This is a genomic window from Flaviflagellibacter deserti, from assembly GCF_042652085.1.
Classification (GTDB): Bacteria; Pseudomonadota; Alphaproteobacteria; order Rhizobiales; family Methylopilaceae; genus Flaviflagellibacter; species Flaviflagellibacter deserti.
In genome coordinates this window covers 630,971-645,918 of the sequence record NZ_JBHSJF010000006.1, presented here as the reverse complement: position 1 = coordinate 645,918, position 14,948 = coordinate 630,971, and the positions used below count along the sequence as shown (strand labels likewise).

Genomic DNA, 14,948 nt, shown 5'->3' with positions numbered 1-14,948 from the left:
TCGGCGTGATCCTACCGGGCGGCGCAAGGAATGCCTAGGACGCGAAGCCCTTGAGGTCGGCGAGCAACTGGTCGGCGAACGCCTGGACGTTTTGCGGGTGTACCCGCTTCAGCCGTTCAGCCGTCAGGATCGAGCGCAGGCGCGTGAAGCTTCTCTCGAGCTCTCGGTTGACCAGCACGTAGTCGTATTCGACCCAATGCGGAATCTCGTCGGCGGCGTTCTCGAGCCGGCGCTTGATGACATCCGAGGGATCTTCCGCGCGCCGTTCGAGCCGTGCCTTCAGCTCCGCGGCCGAGGGCGGCAGCAGGAACACGGTGATCACGTCAGGCGCCAGAACGCTGTGGCGAAGCTGTTGCGTACCCTGCCAGTCGATGTCGAACAGAACGTCCTTGCCAGCCGCCAATGCCGCCTCGACGGGTTCACGCGGCGTCCCGTAGCAATTGCCGTGAACCTCCGCGGATTCAAGCAAGTCGCCGTTCTCGCGCATCCGCTCGAACTGCCTCTGCGAGATGAAGTGATAGTGGACGCCCTCGATCTCGCTCGGCCGCTTCGCCCGGGTGGTGACCGAGACGGACATCACGACCTCCTTCTCTTCCTGCAGCAGGTTGCGTGTCAGCGTCGTCTTGCCCGCTCCAGACGGCGACGAGACGACGAGCATGATGCCGCGGCGGTCGATTTCTAATGGCTGGTCGCTCATTCGACGTTCTGAACCTGCTCGCGGAATTGCTCGATGACGGCCTTCAGTTCGAGGCCGATCGCGGTAAGGCTTACGTGATTGGACTTAGCGCAAAGTGTATTCGACTCGCGACCGAACTCCTGCGCCAGAAAATCCAGCCGTCGGCCGACCGCATTCCCCTCGGCCAACAATGCCCGCGCCGCCGCGACATGCGCATAAAGCCGATCGAGTTCCTCGCGGATATCGGCCTTGGTCGCCAGAAGAACCGCTTCCTGATGCAGTCGGTCCTGATCGAGCATCGGCGCCGAGCCAATCAAGGCCTTTATCTGCTCAGCAAGCTTCTCCCTGATCGCGTCCGGCTGACGCGCCGGACTCTGATCGGCGGCCTTGGTCAATTGCTCGATGCCGGCCAGGCGATCCTCAATGACCGCCTGCAACGCCTCTCCCTCGCCCCGTCTGGCTTTCGACAATTGGTCGGCGGCCTGTGCCAGCCCGGCGAGGATCGCTGCCCCTTCCGCCGCCTTCGTGGCCTCGTCGGCCTCGGCGTCGGCAATCTCAACCACGCCCCGAACAGCCAGCAGACCGTCGAGCGAGGGAGCCGTCGCATCGATCCGCGATTTCAGAACGTCGAGCGCCGCCACCAATTGTTCAAGCGCCGCATCATTGATGCGAATGACGGGAGCCTGACCCTCGCGACTGACGCTGAGGTTGGCGTGGCAGGTTCCACGCTGCAGCTTCGCGCCGAGCGCCGCACGTGCGGCAGGCTCAAGCGCGTCAAAACCCGGCGGCATGCGCAGCCTGATATCCAGCCCCTTTCCGTTCACGGTCTTGAGCTCCCAGGACCAGCGCAATCCGCCGACTGAGCCGTCGGCACGTGCAAAGCCGGTCATGCTGGTCAGGCCCATCGGGTCTCCAATCTGGCGGGGGTTGGGGTGCGAACTTAGCGATGGCGCGCCGGAGGCTCAACTTGAGGGAATCAGCGCGGCGGCGCGGGAGGCGGAGGCGCCGGGCGGCGCGGCTGCTGCGGGACGCTACCTGCGGCAGGAGGTCCCGCGGGAGCCGCCGCTGGGGGACGTTGCGCCGCCGGCGTCTGCTGGCGGCGCGGTCGCTGCGGTTGTGCGGCCGGAGCCGCCGCAGGAGGCGCCTGGTCGGCCGCACCCTCGGTTTCCTCGGGCACAGCCTCTACCGGGGCACGGTCGGTATCCTGTCTGGCATTGTCGATCGCACGCCAGCGCGAAACGTTCTGGTTATGCTCGCTCAGTGTCGATGCGAATGCGTGGCCGCCCGAGCCGTCCGCGACGAAGTATATGTCGTTCGTCTGCGCCGGATTGGCGGCCGCCTCGAGCGAGGCGCGCCCCGGATTGGCGATCGGGCCAGGCGGCAGGCCGGGGATCGTATAGGTGTTGTAAGGCGTCGGACGGGTGATCTCGCTGCGCAGGATCGGGCGCCCCAAAGTGCCCTTGCCGCCCACCAGGCCGTAAATGATCGTGGGGTCGGATTGCAGGCGCATGCGCTTGCCGAGCCGGTTCACGAACACCGAGGCGACGCGCGGCCGCTCGCTGGCGATACCTGTCTCCTTCTCGACGATGGAGGCGAGCGTCACGAGTTCGAGCGGCGATTTCACCGGCACCGACGGATTGCGCTTCGCCCAGACCTCGTCGAGGAGCTTCTTCTGCGCCGTGGCCATGCGCTGAAGGATCTGCTCACGGCTGTCTCCACGCTTCACCTGATAGGTTTCAGGCAGAAGCGTACCCTCCGGCGGCACATCGCGAACGGGACCGGACAGCAGCGGCTCTTCCATCAGCCGGGTGACGATCTGCATCGAGGTCAGTCCTTCCGGCAGCGTGATCGTGTGCTCGACCACTTTGCCGGATGACAGCATGTCCATGATCTGGCGCATGCTCGCCCGCGCCGGGATTTCATATTCGCCAGCCTGTAGCGTGCCGCGATTGCCGGTTGCCTGGACACCCGCGACGAACAGCCATTCGCTGCTGATCGCTCCGGCCTTGCCCAGCGCTTCCGAAACGTCGCGGGCGCCCGCCCCGCGCGGCACGGATACGACCGTGTCGGCTTGTAGCGGGCCCGGCTCGTCGAAGCGTTTGATGCCGTAGTAGACGGTCACCGCCAGCCCAATCAACGTCAGGATCAGGATGTTCAGCGCGGCGTTGAATCCAGCAACGAACGGACTGCGCGAACGCTCGGACCATCGCGGCCCCCGGCGCTTGGCCGGCGGAGCGGGCGGCGGCGGAGGAGGAGCGGCAGCGACCTTCTCCCTGCGTCCGCCAAACCACGAACGCTTGGTTGGCTTCCCTTGAGCGGCAGGTTGTGGCGCAGGTTCGGCTGGAGCAGAGTAGGAGATTGGCGTCGCCGGCTGCACGGGAGGCGCGGTCGAAGGCGCCGGACTGGCCGGTTCCGCCGGCGCGGGTACGTCGGGCGGCAGGTTGGCTGGATCGTTCGGGTCCGGTCGGTCCTGCATCATCGCTCGTCACTGTCCGCGTTTCGGGATTCCGGCGCGGCTGGCGCCGGAACGGCGGTGCTCAGGCGTTGTAACGGCGGAAAATCAGGGACGCGTTTGTACCGCCAAAGCCGAACGAGTTCGACAACACGGTATTGATTTCCCGTTCCCGCTTCACCTTCGGCACGAGATCGATCGGCGTATCGACCGACGGATTGTCGAGGTTCAGTGTTGGCGGAGCCACCTGGTCGCGCATCGCGAGCAGGCAGAAGATCGCCTCGACCGAGCCCGCCGCACCGAGAAGATGGCCGATCGCCGACTTCGTCGACGACATCGAAATCTTGCCCGCCGCGTTTCCGACAACGCGCTCGACGGCCGCGAGTTCGATCGTGTCAGCCATGGTCGACGTGCCGTGCGCGTTGATATAGTCGAGCTCGCTCGCCGGAATACCGGCCCGCTTCAGCGCCGCCATCATCGAACGATAGGCGCCATCGCCGTCCTCGGTGGGAGCGGTGATGTGATACGCGTCGCCCGACATGCCGTAGCCGATCACCTCGCCGTAGATCTTGGCGCCGCGTGCCCTGGCGTGTTCGAGCTCCTCGACCACGACGACACCTGCGCCCTCACCCATGACGAAGCCGTCGCGGTCGCGGTCATACGGACGCGAGGCCTTCTCGGGGGTATCGTTGTAGCTGGTCGAGAGCGCCTTGCAGGCGGCGAAACCGGCGACGGAAATCCGGTTGATCGGCGATTCGGTACCGCCCGCGACCATCACGTCGGCGTCGCCGAGTGCGATAAGGCGCGCTGCATCGCCGATGGCGTGGGCGCCCGTCGAGCAGGCAGTCACGACGGCATGGTTCGGGCCTTTCAGCCCGTGCTCGATCGAGACATAACCGCCGGCGAGATTGATCAGACGGCCGGGAATGAAGAACGGTGAGACGCGGCGCGGACCCTTCTCCTTCAGGATGAGGGCGGTTTCCGCGATACCTTCGATTCCGCCGATGCCGGAGCCGATCAGGACGCCGGTCGTGTTCTGCTCATCGGGCGTCTTCGGATGCCAGTCGGCATCGTTCAGCGCCTGCGTGGCGGCGGCCATCGCAAACAGGATGAAATCGTCGACCTTGCGCTGCTCCTTCGGCTCCATCCATTCGTCAGGATTAAAGGTGCCGTCAGTGCCGTCGCCGCGAGTGACGCTGCAGGCGATTCTGGCCGGAAGATCCTCGACTTCGAACTTCTCAATCGGCTTCGCACCCGATTGTCCGTTCAGGAGCTTCTGCCAAGTCAGTTCCGCGCCATTGGCCAGCGGAGAGACCATTCCGATGCCGGTAACAACGACGCGTCTCATCAAAGCTCCATGACGGAGCGCCGAAAGGCGCTCCGTGTTTCCTAAAAAATCAGCCCGCGTTCTTCTCGAGGAAGCGCGTGGCGTCGCCGACGGTCAGGATCGTCTCGGCGGCATCGTCCGGGATTTCGACGCCGAACTCTTCCTCAAACGCCATGACCAGCTCGACGGTGTCGAGGCTGTCCGCGCCCAGATCGTCGATGAAGCTGGCATTGTCCGTCACCTTCTCGGCGTCAACGCCAAGATGTTCAATGACGATCTTCTTAACCCGTTCGGCAATGTCGCTCATCGCTCGGTACCTCAAAAATGTTGGATGTGCCGCCACGGTCTGCGACTCGGGGAGAGCCACGGGCCCGATCGGGCATCGGTTTTTTTGCCCCCGCAGAGTGTCCGGCAGCGGGCGGCGCACCGCTCCGAAACCGGGCCTCTCTCCCCTCGGGATCAAAAATCGCGGGGTCGATTAACACACTTATTTTAGATTGGCCACAAGCCCCGGCCAGCCTTCCACGCCTCAGCTCCGCCTTCAGATCATCGCCATTCCGCCATTCACGTGCAGCGTCTGGCCGGTGACGTAGGATGCTTCGTCGCTGGCGAGATAGACCACAGCGGAGGCGACGTCACCACCCGTACCCAGACGGCCGGCCGGCACCTTCTCGATGATCGTCTCTTTCTGCTTGTCGTTCAGCGCGTGCGTCATTGGGCTTTCGATGAAGCCAGGCGCCACGCAGTTCACGGTGATGCCGCGGCTCGCGACCTCCTGGGCCAGTGCCTTCGACATGCCGATCATGCCGGCCTTCGACGCCGCATAATTGCCCTGCCCCGGATTGCCCGTCACGCCGACGACCGAGGTGATTCCGATCAGTCGTCCGGTACGGCGCTTCATCATCCCGCGCAGCGCAGAGCGATAGAGGCGGAATCCGGCGGTGAGATTGACCTGCAGGACGGCATCCCACTCCTCGTCCTTCATGCGCATGAAGAGATTGTCGCGAGTGATACCTGCGTTGTGGACAAGAATGTCGAGCCCGCCGAGCGCCGTCTCCGCCTGCCCCGCCAGTGCGTCGACCGCCGCCGCGTCGGAGAGGTTGCAGGTCAGGATATGCGTCCGCTCGCCGAGTTCGCCCGCAAGCGCATCGAGCGCCTCGGCGCGGGTGCCGGACAGGACGACGGTCGCGCCTTGTTTGTGAAGCGCGCGCGCGATGTCGCCGCCGATTCCACCCGTGGCGCCGGTGACGAGCGCTTTCTTCCCGGTCAGGTCAAACATTTGATGATTCCTCCTCCATCCCTCATGCCCGGGCTCGACCCGGGCATCCAGAGCCCCGAGATCGGCGCTGCGTCTGGATTGCCGGGTCAAGCCCGGCAATGAGGGAGCCTAGATTGAAAAGCTGGCCGCATCTTCCGGCGTGCCGATGCTGGTCCCTTCAACGCCGTCGGCAATGCGTTTCACCAGTCCGGCGAGCACCTTGCCGGAACCAAGCTCGACGAACCGGGTCACGCCGTTCTGGGCCATATAAGCCACGCTCTCACGCCAGCGAACCGTTCCGGTCACCTGCTCGACGAGCAATTTGCGGATTTCGTCCGGGTCGGTGACGGCGCGCGCCACCATATTGGCGACGACCGGCACGACCGGAGCGTTGACCACGGCATCGAGCAGCGCGGTGCGCATCTTATCGGCCGCAGGCGCCATCAGCGGCGAATGGAACGGCGCGGACACCGGCAGCAGGATGCCGCGCTTCACGCCCTTGGCCTTGGCGATCTCGATCGCGCGCTCGGCCGCTGCCTTGTGGCCGGAGACGACGACCTGTCCGCCGCCATTGTCGTTCGCGACCGTGAGAACCTCACCCTGCGCGGCTTCGGCCGCGATCTCGCGGGCCTGGTCGGGATCGGTGCCGATCAGAGCGGTCATTCCGCCCTGCCCGACCGGCACGGCCTCCTGCATTGCCTCGCCGCGAATGCGCAGAAGGCGCGCGGCATCCGAAAGGGAGAGGCTGCGGGCGGCGCAAAGCGCCGAATATTCACCAAGGGAATGACCGGCCACGAACTTGGCGTTGCGTGCGAGATCGAGCCCGCGCTCCGCCTCGAGCACACGGAGCGCCGCGATCGACACCGCGAGGAGCGCCGGCTGAGTGTTCGCGGTCAGCGTCAGCTGGTCCTCGGGGCCTTCCCACATGATCTTGGAAAGCCTCTGTCCGAGCGCCTCGTCTACCTCGTCGAAGACCGCACGGGCCACGGGGAAGGCATCGGCGAGCGCGCGGCCCATGCCGACCTGCTGGCTGCCCTGCCCCGGAAAGACAAAGGCCGTTCCCATCCGTGTCTCCTCTTGTTTCTTGAGGAGGCGCACAGACACGACACAGCGGCGCACTGTCAAGCTCGCGCAAGCAAAAAGGCCGCCCGTCGGGCGGCCTCCTGGTCTCTGCCAGCTCTGCTTACTGATGGTACTTCTGTACCCTGTGGAAGGTCGCGGCCTTGGTCTGGGGAGCGGTCGAGACCGCCGGAGGCAGCTGATGGTGTGTCATACCGTACATCAATCCCTGCGACATCGGTGGAATCGCGGTATGCTCATGGTAAATCTCGTTACGGATTTCTGCGTCGACCTTGCCGGAATTGGCGAGAGCAGCATTCGCACTGAGTGCAAGAGCACTCGATGCTATGAGAACGCGGATAAGATTGGTCATAACTTCCATCCCGGTTGCGGCCGTCATTTGGCTGACCGCGATTGCTTCTGCTCGGGCGGCGAAGCTTTTGTTTACGTCGTCCGTGACTATGAAATGGGTGCGCATAGCTGGACTGCAATCCTCGACAATGGTCGAATAATGAACGACTTCGATCACAGGTCCAGCGCGCGCGTGTCGGGCTATTCAACCACCGGAAGAGTGGGTAGGCTGGTGGAGGCCGTTGCGACATAAGTGATCTGCACGGTGGTCGTCGCCAAACCACAGATTTAGAGGCAGGAGCGCCATGCTTAAGGGCTTCTTACTTGCCTTCGCAACCAGCTGTGCACTCCTCTCCCCGCCACAGGCCCGAGCGGACACGTCGGTCCCAACGTCAATCGTCACACCGAATGTGGTGGAGACATCGCGCGGTACGTTCGAGTTCAAAGATGGGGTGCCGACAGAGCCGACTGCCGACGCGCTCTACGATCAGCTCGACTTCACCTACGCCTACCGCACCTTCATGGACACCATGCGCGGCGTCAGCATCCGCGCGCTCCGGCGCGGAATGGAGGACATGGGTGTCAAGAAGAACGAGGTGCTGGTTTTCTCCGAACTGATGGACGCGAAGTCGCTGTTCCTGACCCCGAACGCGGACACGATCTACGTCATGGGGTGGCTCGACCTGAGCGACGGTCCGGTCGTGATCGAGTCGCCGCCCGAGTTCCTCGGCATCGTGCAGGATGCTTGGTTTCACTGGGTGACCGACATGGGCAGTCCGGGGCCCGACCGTGGCCTCGGCGGGAAATACCTCATCGTCCCGCCCGGCTACGATGGAGAGCTACCGAACGGCGGCTACTTCATCGCCCACGCAAAGACGAACGGCATCCTCTGGTTCGGCCGCTCCTTTCTGAAGGACGGACGCGACCCGAAGCCGGCCGTCGACGTGATCAAGTCGTCCACGAAGGTCTACCCCTTCGAGCCGGGTGGCGTCGGCACCCCGATTGCCGCCTTCCTCGCCGGCACCGCGCGCCTCGGCAAGATCATCGAGCCCCCGGCTACCATTTTCCATGAGGGAAGCGGAAAGGTAATGAACACCCTTCCCCCGAACGATTGGAGTTACTTCGAGCTACTGGACGAGGTGGTCCAGGACGAGCCCGCGACCGCGCTCGACGTCGAGCTGATGGGTCCAATCGCAGCCGTCGGCATTGTGAAAGGCAAGCCGTTCGCGCCCGACCAGCGCATGCGAGGGATCATGACGGACGCCGTCGCGGTGGCGAATGCCGCGTCGCGCAATCTCCTGATGAATCCGAGGGACCCAGACTGGTTCTTCTATCCCGACTCGTCCTGGTTCAACATGCTCTTCGAGAGCGGTTACGAGTTCGAGACCCCGATCCCCGAAATCACGCGTAACGGGGCAAAGCCCTACCCGCCGACGGGATACCGTCAGATGGACGCCCGCACGAGTTTCTTCTACGGCATCACCGGGATTACGCCGGCAATGGCGATGCGCCTGACGGGGATCGGCTCGCAGTATCTCATCACGGCGAGAGACGCCGACAGGAAGTACTTCGATGGGTCCAAAACCTACAAGGTCACGTTGCCTAAGGATATTCCGGAGTCCAACTTCTGGTCGCTTACGGTGTACGACAACATGACCCGCTCGATGCTCGACACGCCGCAACGATACCCGCGGGCCGGCAGCCAGAGCTACCCTTCGCCCGCAGCGGAAGCCAATGCCGACGGCTCAACCACGGTCTACTTCTCACCAACCCAGCCGGTCGGAGTTGCCAGGGGAAACTGGATTCAGACGATGCCAGACAAGGGCTGGTTTGTATGTCTGCGGCTTTATAGTCCGCTCGAGCCGTTCTTCGACCGGAGCTGGCGGATCAGCGAGATCGAAGCCATCAAATGATGGATCCGACGGTGCTGGTCGGCGACACCGCCATGAACCAGACCTGATGGTTCCGTTTTGCAAAAGCCCGACGAGCGACGGCTTTATGTATTTCTCGAAGCGGAATTCCGCTTTCGCCAATTCAAGCTGTTCGCGTTCATCGGGTCACGGCCTAGCTGGAAACCGATCGGCCTCCGTCACACTCGCGCCGCTGCACGGCGTCTGCTAAAGACCTCGCATGATCCGCGTCACGCTCATCGACAACTACGACAGCTTCACTTTCAACGTGTTGCACGCCATCGGCCGCCTAGGCGCGCAGGTCAAAGTCCTGCGCAACGACAAGACCACGGTCGAGGACGTCATGGCCGACCGGCCGGACGCGATCGTGATCTCGCCGGGACCGTGTACGCCTAAAGAAGCAGGCATTTCCTGTGACCTGATCCGCCGCGCGGGCCCCGAGATTCCGGTTTTTGGCATCTGCCTCGGCATGCAGGCGATGGGCGACATCTACGGCGGCAACGTCGTTCGTGCGCCCGTGCCGGTCCACGGCAAGGTCAACCTGATCAACCATCAGGGCAAAAGCGTCTTCCGCGGCATCAACGAGCCGATCCACGCGACGCGCTATCACTCGCTTGTCGTCGACCGCGCGACCCTGCCCGCCGAGCTCGAAGTGACGGCGGAGAGCGAGGACGGTCTGATCATGGGCCTGTCCCACAAAGAACTGCCGGTTCATGGCGTGCAGTTCCACCCCGAGAGCATTGCGTCCGAACACGGGTCCACCCTGTTTTCGAACTTCCTCGCGATCGCCCGCGAGTGGAACGACAGCCGCCGTACCGGCTCCCTCCGCAAGGCCGGCTGATTGCCGATGGACAGCTTCAAGCCTTTCGTCGCCCGTGTCTCCGACGGCCGTCCCCTCACACGTGAGGAAGCGACCGCCGCGTTCGACATCATCATGTCCGGCGAGGCGACGCCCGCACAGATCGGCGCCTTCCTGATGGCGCTCCGCATCCGTGGCGAAGTCGTCGACGAGATCGCGGGCGCGGTCTCGGTCATGCGGGCCAAGATGACACCGGTCATCGCTCCGCCTGGCTCGGTCGACGTGGTCGGCACCGGCGGCGACAGCGCCGGCTCGTACAATATCTCTACTTGCGCCGCCTTCGTGGTCGCTGGCGCCGGCATTCCCGTCGCCAAGCACGGCAACCGGGCGCTTTCCTCCAAATCGGGCTCGGCGGACGTGCTGATTGCGCTGGGCGTAAAGATCGACATCCCGCCGGAAAAGATATCCGAATGCATCAACGAGGCCGGCATCGGCTTCATGTTCGCGCCGAACCATCATTCGGCGATGCGCTATGTCGGCCCGGCCCGCGCCGAACTCGGCATCCGCACGATCTTCAACATACTGGGCCCGCTCTCGAACCCGGCCGGCGTCACGCGCCAGATGGTCGGTGTGTTCTCGCGCGCCTGGGTCGAGCCGATCGCCCATGCGCTCGCGGCGCTCGGCACCGAGCATTCCTGGGTCGTCCACGGGTCCGATGGCCTGGATGAGATCACCGGTACCGGCCTGAGCCACGCCGCCGAGATCAGGAACGGTCAGGTGACTTTGTTCGACATCGATCCGCGCACGTTCGGCCTCACCTGCTGCACGGCGGAAGACCTCAAGGGCGGCGACGGCATCTATAATGCGGCGGCTCTGCTCGGCGTTCTCGACGGCGTCGACAACGCCTATCGCGATGTCACGGTGCTGAACGCGGCCGCCGGTCTCGTCGTCGGAGGCAAGGCCGAGAACCTCGCGGAGGGCGTGGTGCTGGCCCAGCAGAGCATCGACACCGGTGCCGCTCGGGCGCGGTTGGAGAAGCTGATCGAAGTTTCGAATTCGTGATGGTCTGCCCCTCTCCCTTAGGGAGAGGGCCGGTTCGCCGGCAGGCGAGCGGGTGAGGGGTAAGGCCTATCGACAGCTTTTACCCCTCACCCGGTCACGGCTTCCGCCGTGACTCGACCTCTCCCCTTGGGAGAGGTAATGAACCATCCCATGACCGACATCCTGTCGAAGATCGAAGCCTACAAACGACGCGAAATCGCGGAAGCCAAGTCGACCGTGCCGCTGGTCGAGATTTCGGCTCGGGCGATGCGTGCGCCGCCCGTTCGTGGCTTTGCCGATTCCATCGCAGGGAAGATCGCAGGCGGCCAGACGGCGCTCATCGCCGAGATAAAAAAGGCGAGCCCGTCAAAAGGCCTGATCCGCGCCGACTTCGACCCGCCTGCCCTCGCCCGCGCTTATGAGGCTGGCGGTGCTGCCTGCTTGTCCGTCCTTACCGACGGCCCAAGCTTCCAGGGCGCTCCGGAGTTCCTCACCGCCGCCCGCGCCGCCTGCTCCTTGCCGGCGCTCCGCAAGGATTTCCTCTATGAGCCCTATCAGGTCGCAGAAGCGCGCGCATGGGGTGCCGATTGCATTCTGATCATCCTTGCGGGCGTCACCGATGCCGAAGCTCGTGACCTCGCCAAAGCTGCGAAGGATTGGGGTCTCGATGTCCTCGCCGAGGTGCATAACGAAGCGGAACTCGACCGCGCGCTGGAGCTCGACGCCCGGATGATCGGCATCAACAACCGTGATCTGCGGACCTTCGAGGTCTCGCTCTCGATCACCGAGCGTCTCGCGCCGAAGATTCCGAGCGACCGCATCATCGTCGGAGAGAGCGGCATCTTTACCCCGGCCGACGTCGCCCGCGTTGCCGAGGCCGGCGCTCGCACGATCCTCGTCGGCGAAAGCCTGATGCGCCAGGCGGACGTCGAAGCCGCGACCCGCGCGCTTCTGGCTTCCGCGCACGCCCGCTCCGCCGCCGAGTGATGTCCAGGCTCACCCATATCGCCGAGAGCGGCGAGGCCCACATGGTCGATGTCTCAGACAAGGCCGAGACCGAGCGCGAGGCGCGGGCCGAGGGCCGCGTCGTCATGGCCGCCGAGACGCTCGACCTGATCCTGCGCGGCGACGCCAAGAAGGGCGACGTCATCGGCACAGCCCGCATCGCCGGCATCATGGCCGCCAAGCGCACCTCGGACCTGATCCCGCTCTGCCATCCGCTGATGCTGTCCAAGGTCACGGTCGATATCGAAGCCGATCTCGCTCTTCCCGGCCTGCACGTCACGGCAACCGCCAAGCTCAAGGGCCAGACCGGAGTCGAAATGGAAGCGCTGACGGCCGTCTCCGTCGCCTGCCTCACCATCTACGACATGGCCAAGGCGGTCGATCGCGGCATGCGGATAGAAAACATCCGGGTTCTGGCCAAATCCGGCGGCCGTTCCGGCGACTGGCACGCGGACTGAGCATGAGCCGCCAACCGCTCCTTCCGGTCGCCGAGGCACTGGCACACGTCCTGCGCGGCGCGACTCTCCTCGGCACCGAAGCGGTTCCGCTGACGATGGCAGCCGGACGTACGCTCGCTGAGCCCATCACCGCCCTCCGCACCCAGCCTTCGTTCCCGTCATCCGCGATGGACGGTTACGCCGTTCGCACAGCAGATGCCGTGGAAGGCGCCGAACTCCGTCTGATCGGCGAATCGGCCGCGGGCCATCTGTTCTCCGGAAGGCTTGAGGCGGGCCAGACCGTCCGCATCTTCACCGGCGGCGCGGTGCCGGAAAACGCGGACGCCGTGGTCGCGCAGGAAGATACGGTTCGCGAGGGCGATCGCGTCAGCATCATCATCAATGCGAAGCCCAATCAGCATATCCGCCCGGCGGGTCTTGATTTCCGCGCCGACGATGTCCTGCTGGAGGCAGGCACTCTTCTGACTGCGCGGTCGGTAGCGCTCGTCGCCGCAACTGGACGCTCCGAAATCGTCGTCGCACGTCGCCCGCGTGTCGCCATTCTCGCGACGGGCGATGAACTGGTCGAGCCGGGCGAAGAGCCGCGCGACGGCCAGATCAACGGCTCGAATGGCATCATGCTGGAGAACATGGTCCGGACTGCCGGCGGCGAGCCGATCGAGCTCGGCATCGCACGCGATACGCTGGAGGCGATCCAGGACGCGGCCCGCCACGCACGCGACCTCAATGCGGACGTGATCGTCACGACTGGCGGCGCCTCCGTCGGCGACCATGACCTCGTTCACAAGGCGCTGTCAGCCGAAGGGCTCAAACTCGATTTCTGGCGTGTCGCCCTGCGGCCGGGCCGCCCGATGATGGCGGGCAACATGAACGGCATCCGCATGCTGGGCCTGCCGGGAAACCCGGTCTCGACCCATGTCTGCGCCTTCCTGTTCATGGTGCCGCTGCTGCGCGCTCTGCAGGGGCGCAGGGACGTCCATCACCAATTGGAGTATGCGGTGCTCGGCACGTCACTGGGCGAAAATCAGGGTCGCCAGGATTATATGAGGGGCAAGCTCACCCTGTCGGAAACCGGTGTGGCGACGGCCATGCCGTTCGGCAGGCAGGATTCGTCCATGCTACGCCTGCTCGCCGAGGCCGACTGCCTGATCATGCGGCCTCCGGAAGATGCGCCGCGCTCGAAAGGCGATCCGTGCCGGATCATCCGGCTCGACGAGCACTTGTAGAGAACGCGCGTCCGTATTCACGTACAATTGCAGCCGGATCGTCGGCGCGCATCACCGTGCCCATTACAGCCAGGCCATAGGCGCCCGCCTCGATGCAGGGATGCGCCGAAGTCGGGGTCACGCCGCCGAGCGCAAAGACCGGGATGGCGAACTCCGCCGCCAGACGGATCGTCTCGAGGCCGAGCGCGGGCCCATATCCCGGCTTGCTTTCGGTCGGGAAGATCGGGCTGAGCGTCACGTAATCCGCACCCGCTTCCTTTGCCGACCCGACATCGCCGAGCGAGTGCGCCGAGAGGCCGACCCAAGCCGAGCCGAGCAATTCGCGGGCGGGCCCGATATCCTCGGCCCTCTGTAAGTGGACCCCGTCCGCGCCGATCTCCGCCGCGAGGGCCACATCGGTGCTCACGGAGAGCCTGGACCCGCAGCCTCGCGTGATCTCGCGCAGCCGGAGCGCCATATCGCGCCGCTCGGCAGGGGCGATGTCCTTGTCCCGGAAGAGGATCCAGCCACAACCGCTGCCGCACAACTTCCCCACCACCTCCTCGACCGAGGTTTTCGCCTGGGTCCGGTCAGTGATGATGAGAAGACGCGGCAGCCGGTTCACGAACCGACGAGGCCGAGTTGCGGGCTCGACGGCTCCGCGCGGCCGCGGCGCGGGATACGGCCTGCCAGATAGGCCAGGCGTCCGGCATCAACGGCATGGCCCATCGCCGCCGCCATCCGCACCGGATCGGCCGCCTTGGCGACCGCCGTGTTCAGCAGGACGGCCGATGCGCCGAGTTCCATCGCAATTACCGCGTCGGAAGCAGTGCCAATACCGGCATCGACAACCACCGGAACCGGCGAACGGTTACAGATCAGTTCGATATTCGCCGGATTGGCGACGCCCATGCCCGAGCCGATCAGCGAGCCCATGGGCATCACCGCCGCCGCGCCGAGATCGGCCAGCCGCTGGCAGACCACCGGATCGTCGTTGCAATACGGCAGCACGGTGAAGCCGCGCGAGATCAGTTCCTCGGTCGCCTTCAGCAGTTCCTGAACGTCCGGATAGAGCGTCTCCCGGTCACCGATGACCTCAAGCTTGATCCAGTTCGTCTCGAGCGCCTCGCGGGCAAGCTCGGCCGTCAGGATCGCGTCGCGCGCCGTCTCGCAGCCAGCCGTGTTCGGCAGGAACTTGTAGTCCGACAAAAGCTTGACGGTATCGAAGCCCTGCCCCGCCAGCGAGACGCGGCGGATCGACATCGTCACCATCTCGGCGCGGCTGGCCTGCACGCTGTCGAGCAGCACCTTCTGGTTCGGATAACCGGCCGTGCCGATCCAGAGCCGCGAGCGGAACGTCTCGCCGCCGACGACAAAGGGATCGTCGAAAATGTCGGTGTTCGCCAT

16 protein-coding genes are annotated in these 14,948 nt (G+C 64.8%); 6 read left to right on the top strand and 10 right to left on the bottom strand.

All coding sequences use genetic code 11. From position 1 onward, the window contains the following. Positions 1-34: 34 nt before the first annotated feature. The 8 genes from gmk to ACFPFW_RS10085 form a co-directional block, all read right to left on the bottom strand. On the bottom strand, positions 35-697 hold the full coding sequence (gene gmk, locus ACFPFW_RS10120) for a guanylate kinase (RefSeq protein WP_114955729.1): 663 nt from the start codon (positions 695-697) through the stop codon (positions 35-37). Then, positions 694-1,581 (bottom strand): YicC/YloC family endoribonuclease, encoded by an 888-nt coding sequence (locus tag ACFPFW_RS10115; RefSeq protein ID WP_114955730.1) that lies wholly within the window; start codon positions 1,579-1,581, stop codon positions 694-696. The genes gmk and ACFPFW_RS10115 overlap by 4 nt, the downstream gene beginning before the upstream one ends. Positions 1,582-1,652: 71 nt before the next feature. Further along, positions 1,653-3,155 carry an endolytic transglycosylase MltG gene (mltG, locus tag ACFPFW_RS10110; protein WP_379770537.1) on the bottom strand — a complete coding sequence of 501 codons (1,503 nt, stop codon included), beginning with the start codon at positions 3,153-3,155 and terminating at the stop codon, positions 1,653-1,655. Between the two features lie 58 nt (positions 3,156-3,213). Continuing rightward, the gene (gene fabF / locus ACFPFW_RS10105; protein WP_114955731.1) at positions 3,214-4,476 is read right to left on the bottom strand and encodes a beta-ketoacyl-ACP synthase II; all 1,263 of its coding nucleotides are present in this window, start codon (positions 4,474-4,476) and stop codon (positions 3,214-3,216) included. Between the two features lie 49 nt (positions 4,477-4,525). Next, entirely contained in the window at positions 4,526-4,762 is a 237-nt protein-coding gene (locus ACFPFW_RS10100) for an acyl carrier protein (protein WP_114955732.1), read from the bottom strand. A gap of 234 nt (positions 4,763-4,996) precedes the next feature. Then, positions 4,997-5,734 (bottom strand): 3-oxoacyl-[acyl-carrier-protein] reductase, encoded by a 738-nt coding sequence (gene fabG, locus ACFPFW_RS10095; RefSeq protein WP_114955733.1) that lies wholly within the window; start codon positions 5,732-5,734, stop codon positions 4,997-4,999. 108 nt (positions 5,735-5,842) lie between these two features. After that, entirely contained in the window at positions 5,843-6,778 is a 936-nt protein-coding gene (fabD, locus tag ACFPFW_RS10090; protein ID WP_114955734.1) for an ACP S-malonyltransferase, read from the bottom strand. A gap of 118 nt (positions 6,779-6,896) precedes the next feature. Beyond that, the gene (locus ACFPFW_RS10085; protein WP_379770531.1) at positions 6,897-7,301 is read right to left on the bottom strand and encodes a hypothetical protein; all 405 of its coding nucleotides are present in this window, start codon (positions 7,299-7,301) and stop codon (positions 6,897-6,899) included. A gap of 274 nt (positions 7,302-7,575) precedes the next feature. Here ACFPFW_RS10085 and ACFPFW_RS10080 point away from each other — a divergent pair, with 274 nt between their 5' ends. From ACFPFW_RS10080 to ACFPFW_RS10055, 6 genes are all read left to right on the top strand, one after another. Then, on the top strand, positions 7,576-9,036 hold the full coding sequence (locus tag ACFPFW_RS10080) for a DUF1254 domain-containing protein (RefSeq protein WP_379770529.1): 1,461 nt from the start codon (positions 7,576-7,578) through the stop codon (positions 9,034-9,036). 217 nt (positions 9,037-9,253) lie between these two features. Beyond that, complete coding sequence (locus ACFPFW_RS10075; RefSeq protein ID WP_114955737.1) at positions 9,254-9,874, top strand: anthranilate synthase component II; 621 nt, start codon at positions 9,254-9,256, stop codon at positions 9,872-9,874. Positions 9,875-9,880: 6 nt separating this feature from the next. Next, positions 9,881-10,894 (top strand): anthranilate phosphoribosyltransferase, encoded by a 1,014-nt coding sequence (trpD, locus tag ACFPFW_RS10070; RefSeq protein ID WP_114955738.1) that lies wholly within the window; start codon positions 9,881-9,883, stop codon positions 10,892-10,894. A gap of 150 nt (positions 10,895-11,044) precedes the next feature. Continuing rightward, positions 11,045-11,860 (top strand): indole-3-glycerol phosphate synthase TrpC, encoded by an 816-nt coding sequence (trpC, locus tag ACFPFW_RS10065; protein WP_114955933.1) that lies wholly within the window; start codon positions 11,045-11,047, stop codon positions 11,858-11,860. After that, positions 11,860-12,336: a cyclic pyranopterin monophosphate synthase MoaC gene (gene moaC / locus ACFPFW_RS10060; RefSeq protein ID WP_114955739.1), complete on the top strand. Its 477-nt coding sequence runs from the start codon at positions 11,860-11,862 to the stop codon at positions 12,334-12,336. The genes trpC and moaC overlap by 1 nt, the downstream gene beginning before the upstream one ends. A gap of 2 nt (positions 12,337-12,338) precedes the next feature. Beyond that, positions 12,339-13,562, top strand: coding sequence for a molybdopterin molybdotransferase MoeA (locus tag ACFPFW_RS10055; RefSeq protein WP_114955740.1), 1,224 nt, complete (start codon positions 12,339-12,341; stop codon positions 13,560-13,562). Here the strand turns inward: ACFPFW_RS10055 and ACFPFW_RS10050 are convergent. Together ACFPFW_RS10050 and thiG are read right to left on the bottom strand one after the other, a co-directional pair. Continuing rightward, the gene (locus ACFPFW_RS10050) at positions 13,537-14,166 is read right to left on the bottom strand and encodes a thiamine phosphate synthase (protein ID WP_379770524.1); all 630 of its coding nucleotides are present in this window, start codon (positions 14,164-14,166) and stop codon (positions 13,537-13,539) included. The genes ACFPFW_RS10055 and ACFPFW_RS10050 overlap by 26 nt on opposite strands. After that, complete coding sequence (thiG, locus tag ACFPFW_RS10045) at positions 14,163-14,948, bottom strand: thiazole synthase (protein WP_114955741.1); 786 nt, start codon at positions 14,946-14,948, stop codon at positions 14,163-14,165. The genes ACFPFW_RS10050 and thiG overlap by 4 nt, the downstream gene beginning before the upstream one ends.

Excerpts from the sequence above, each read along its gene's own strand:
- gmk (WP_114955729.1), bottom strand. The coding sequence starts at position 697 with ATGAGCGACCAGCCATTAGAAATCGACCGCCGCGGCATCATGCTCGTC.
- ACFPFW_RS10115 (WP_114955730.1), bottom strand. The coding sequence starts at position 1,581 with ATGGGCCTGACCAGCATGACCGGCTTTGCACGTGCCGACGGCTCAGTC.
- mltG (WP_379770537.1), bottom strand. The coding sequence starts at position 3,155 with ATGATGCAGGACCGACCGGACCCGAACGATCCAGCCAACCTGCCGCCC.
- fabF (WP_114955731.1), bottom strand. The coding sequence starts at position 4,476 with ATGAGACGCGTCGTTGTTACCGGCATCGGAATGGTCTCTCCGCTGGCC.
- ACFPFW_RS10100 (WP_114955732.1), bottom strand. The coding sequence starts at position 4,762 with ATGAGCGACATTGCCGAACGGGTTAAGAAGATCGTCATTGAACATCTT.
- fabG (WP_114955733.1), bottom strand. The coding sequence starts at position 5,734 with ATGTTTGACCTGACCGGGAAGAAAGCGCTCGTCACCGGCGCCACGGGT.
- fabD (WP_114955734.1), bottom strand. The coding sequence starts at position 6,778 with ATGGGAACGGCCTTTGTCTTTCCGGGGCAGGGCAGCCAGCAGGTCGGC.
- ACFPFW_RS10075 (WP_114955737.1), top strand. The coding sequence starts at position 9,254 with ATGATCCGCGTCACGCTCATCGACAACTACGACAGCTTCACTTTCAAC.
- trpD (WP_114955738.1), top strand. The coding sequence starts at position 9,881 with ATGGACAGCTTCAAGCCTTTCGTCGCCCGTGTCTCCGACGGCCGTCCC.
- trpC (WP_114955933.1), top strand. The coding sequence starts at position 11,045 with ATGACCGACATCCTGTCGAAGATCGAAGCCTACAAACGACGCGAAATC.
- moaC (WP_114955739.1), top strand. The coding sequence starts at position 11,860 with ATGTCCAGGCTCACCCATATCGCCGAGAGCGGCGAGGCCCACATGGTC.
- ACFPFW_RS10055 (WP_114955740.1), top strand. The coding sequence starts at position 12,339 with ATGAGCCGCCAACCGCTCCTTCCGGTCGCCGAGGCACTGGCACACGTC.
- thiG (WP_114955741.1), bottom strand. The coding sequence starts at position 14,948 with ATGGCGAACACCGACATTTTCGACGATCCCTTTGTCGTCGGCGGCGAG.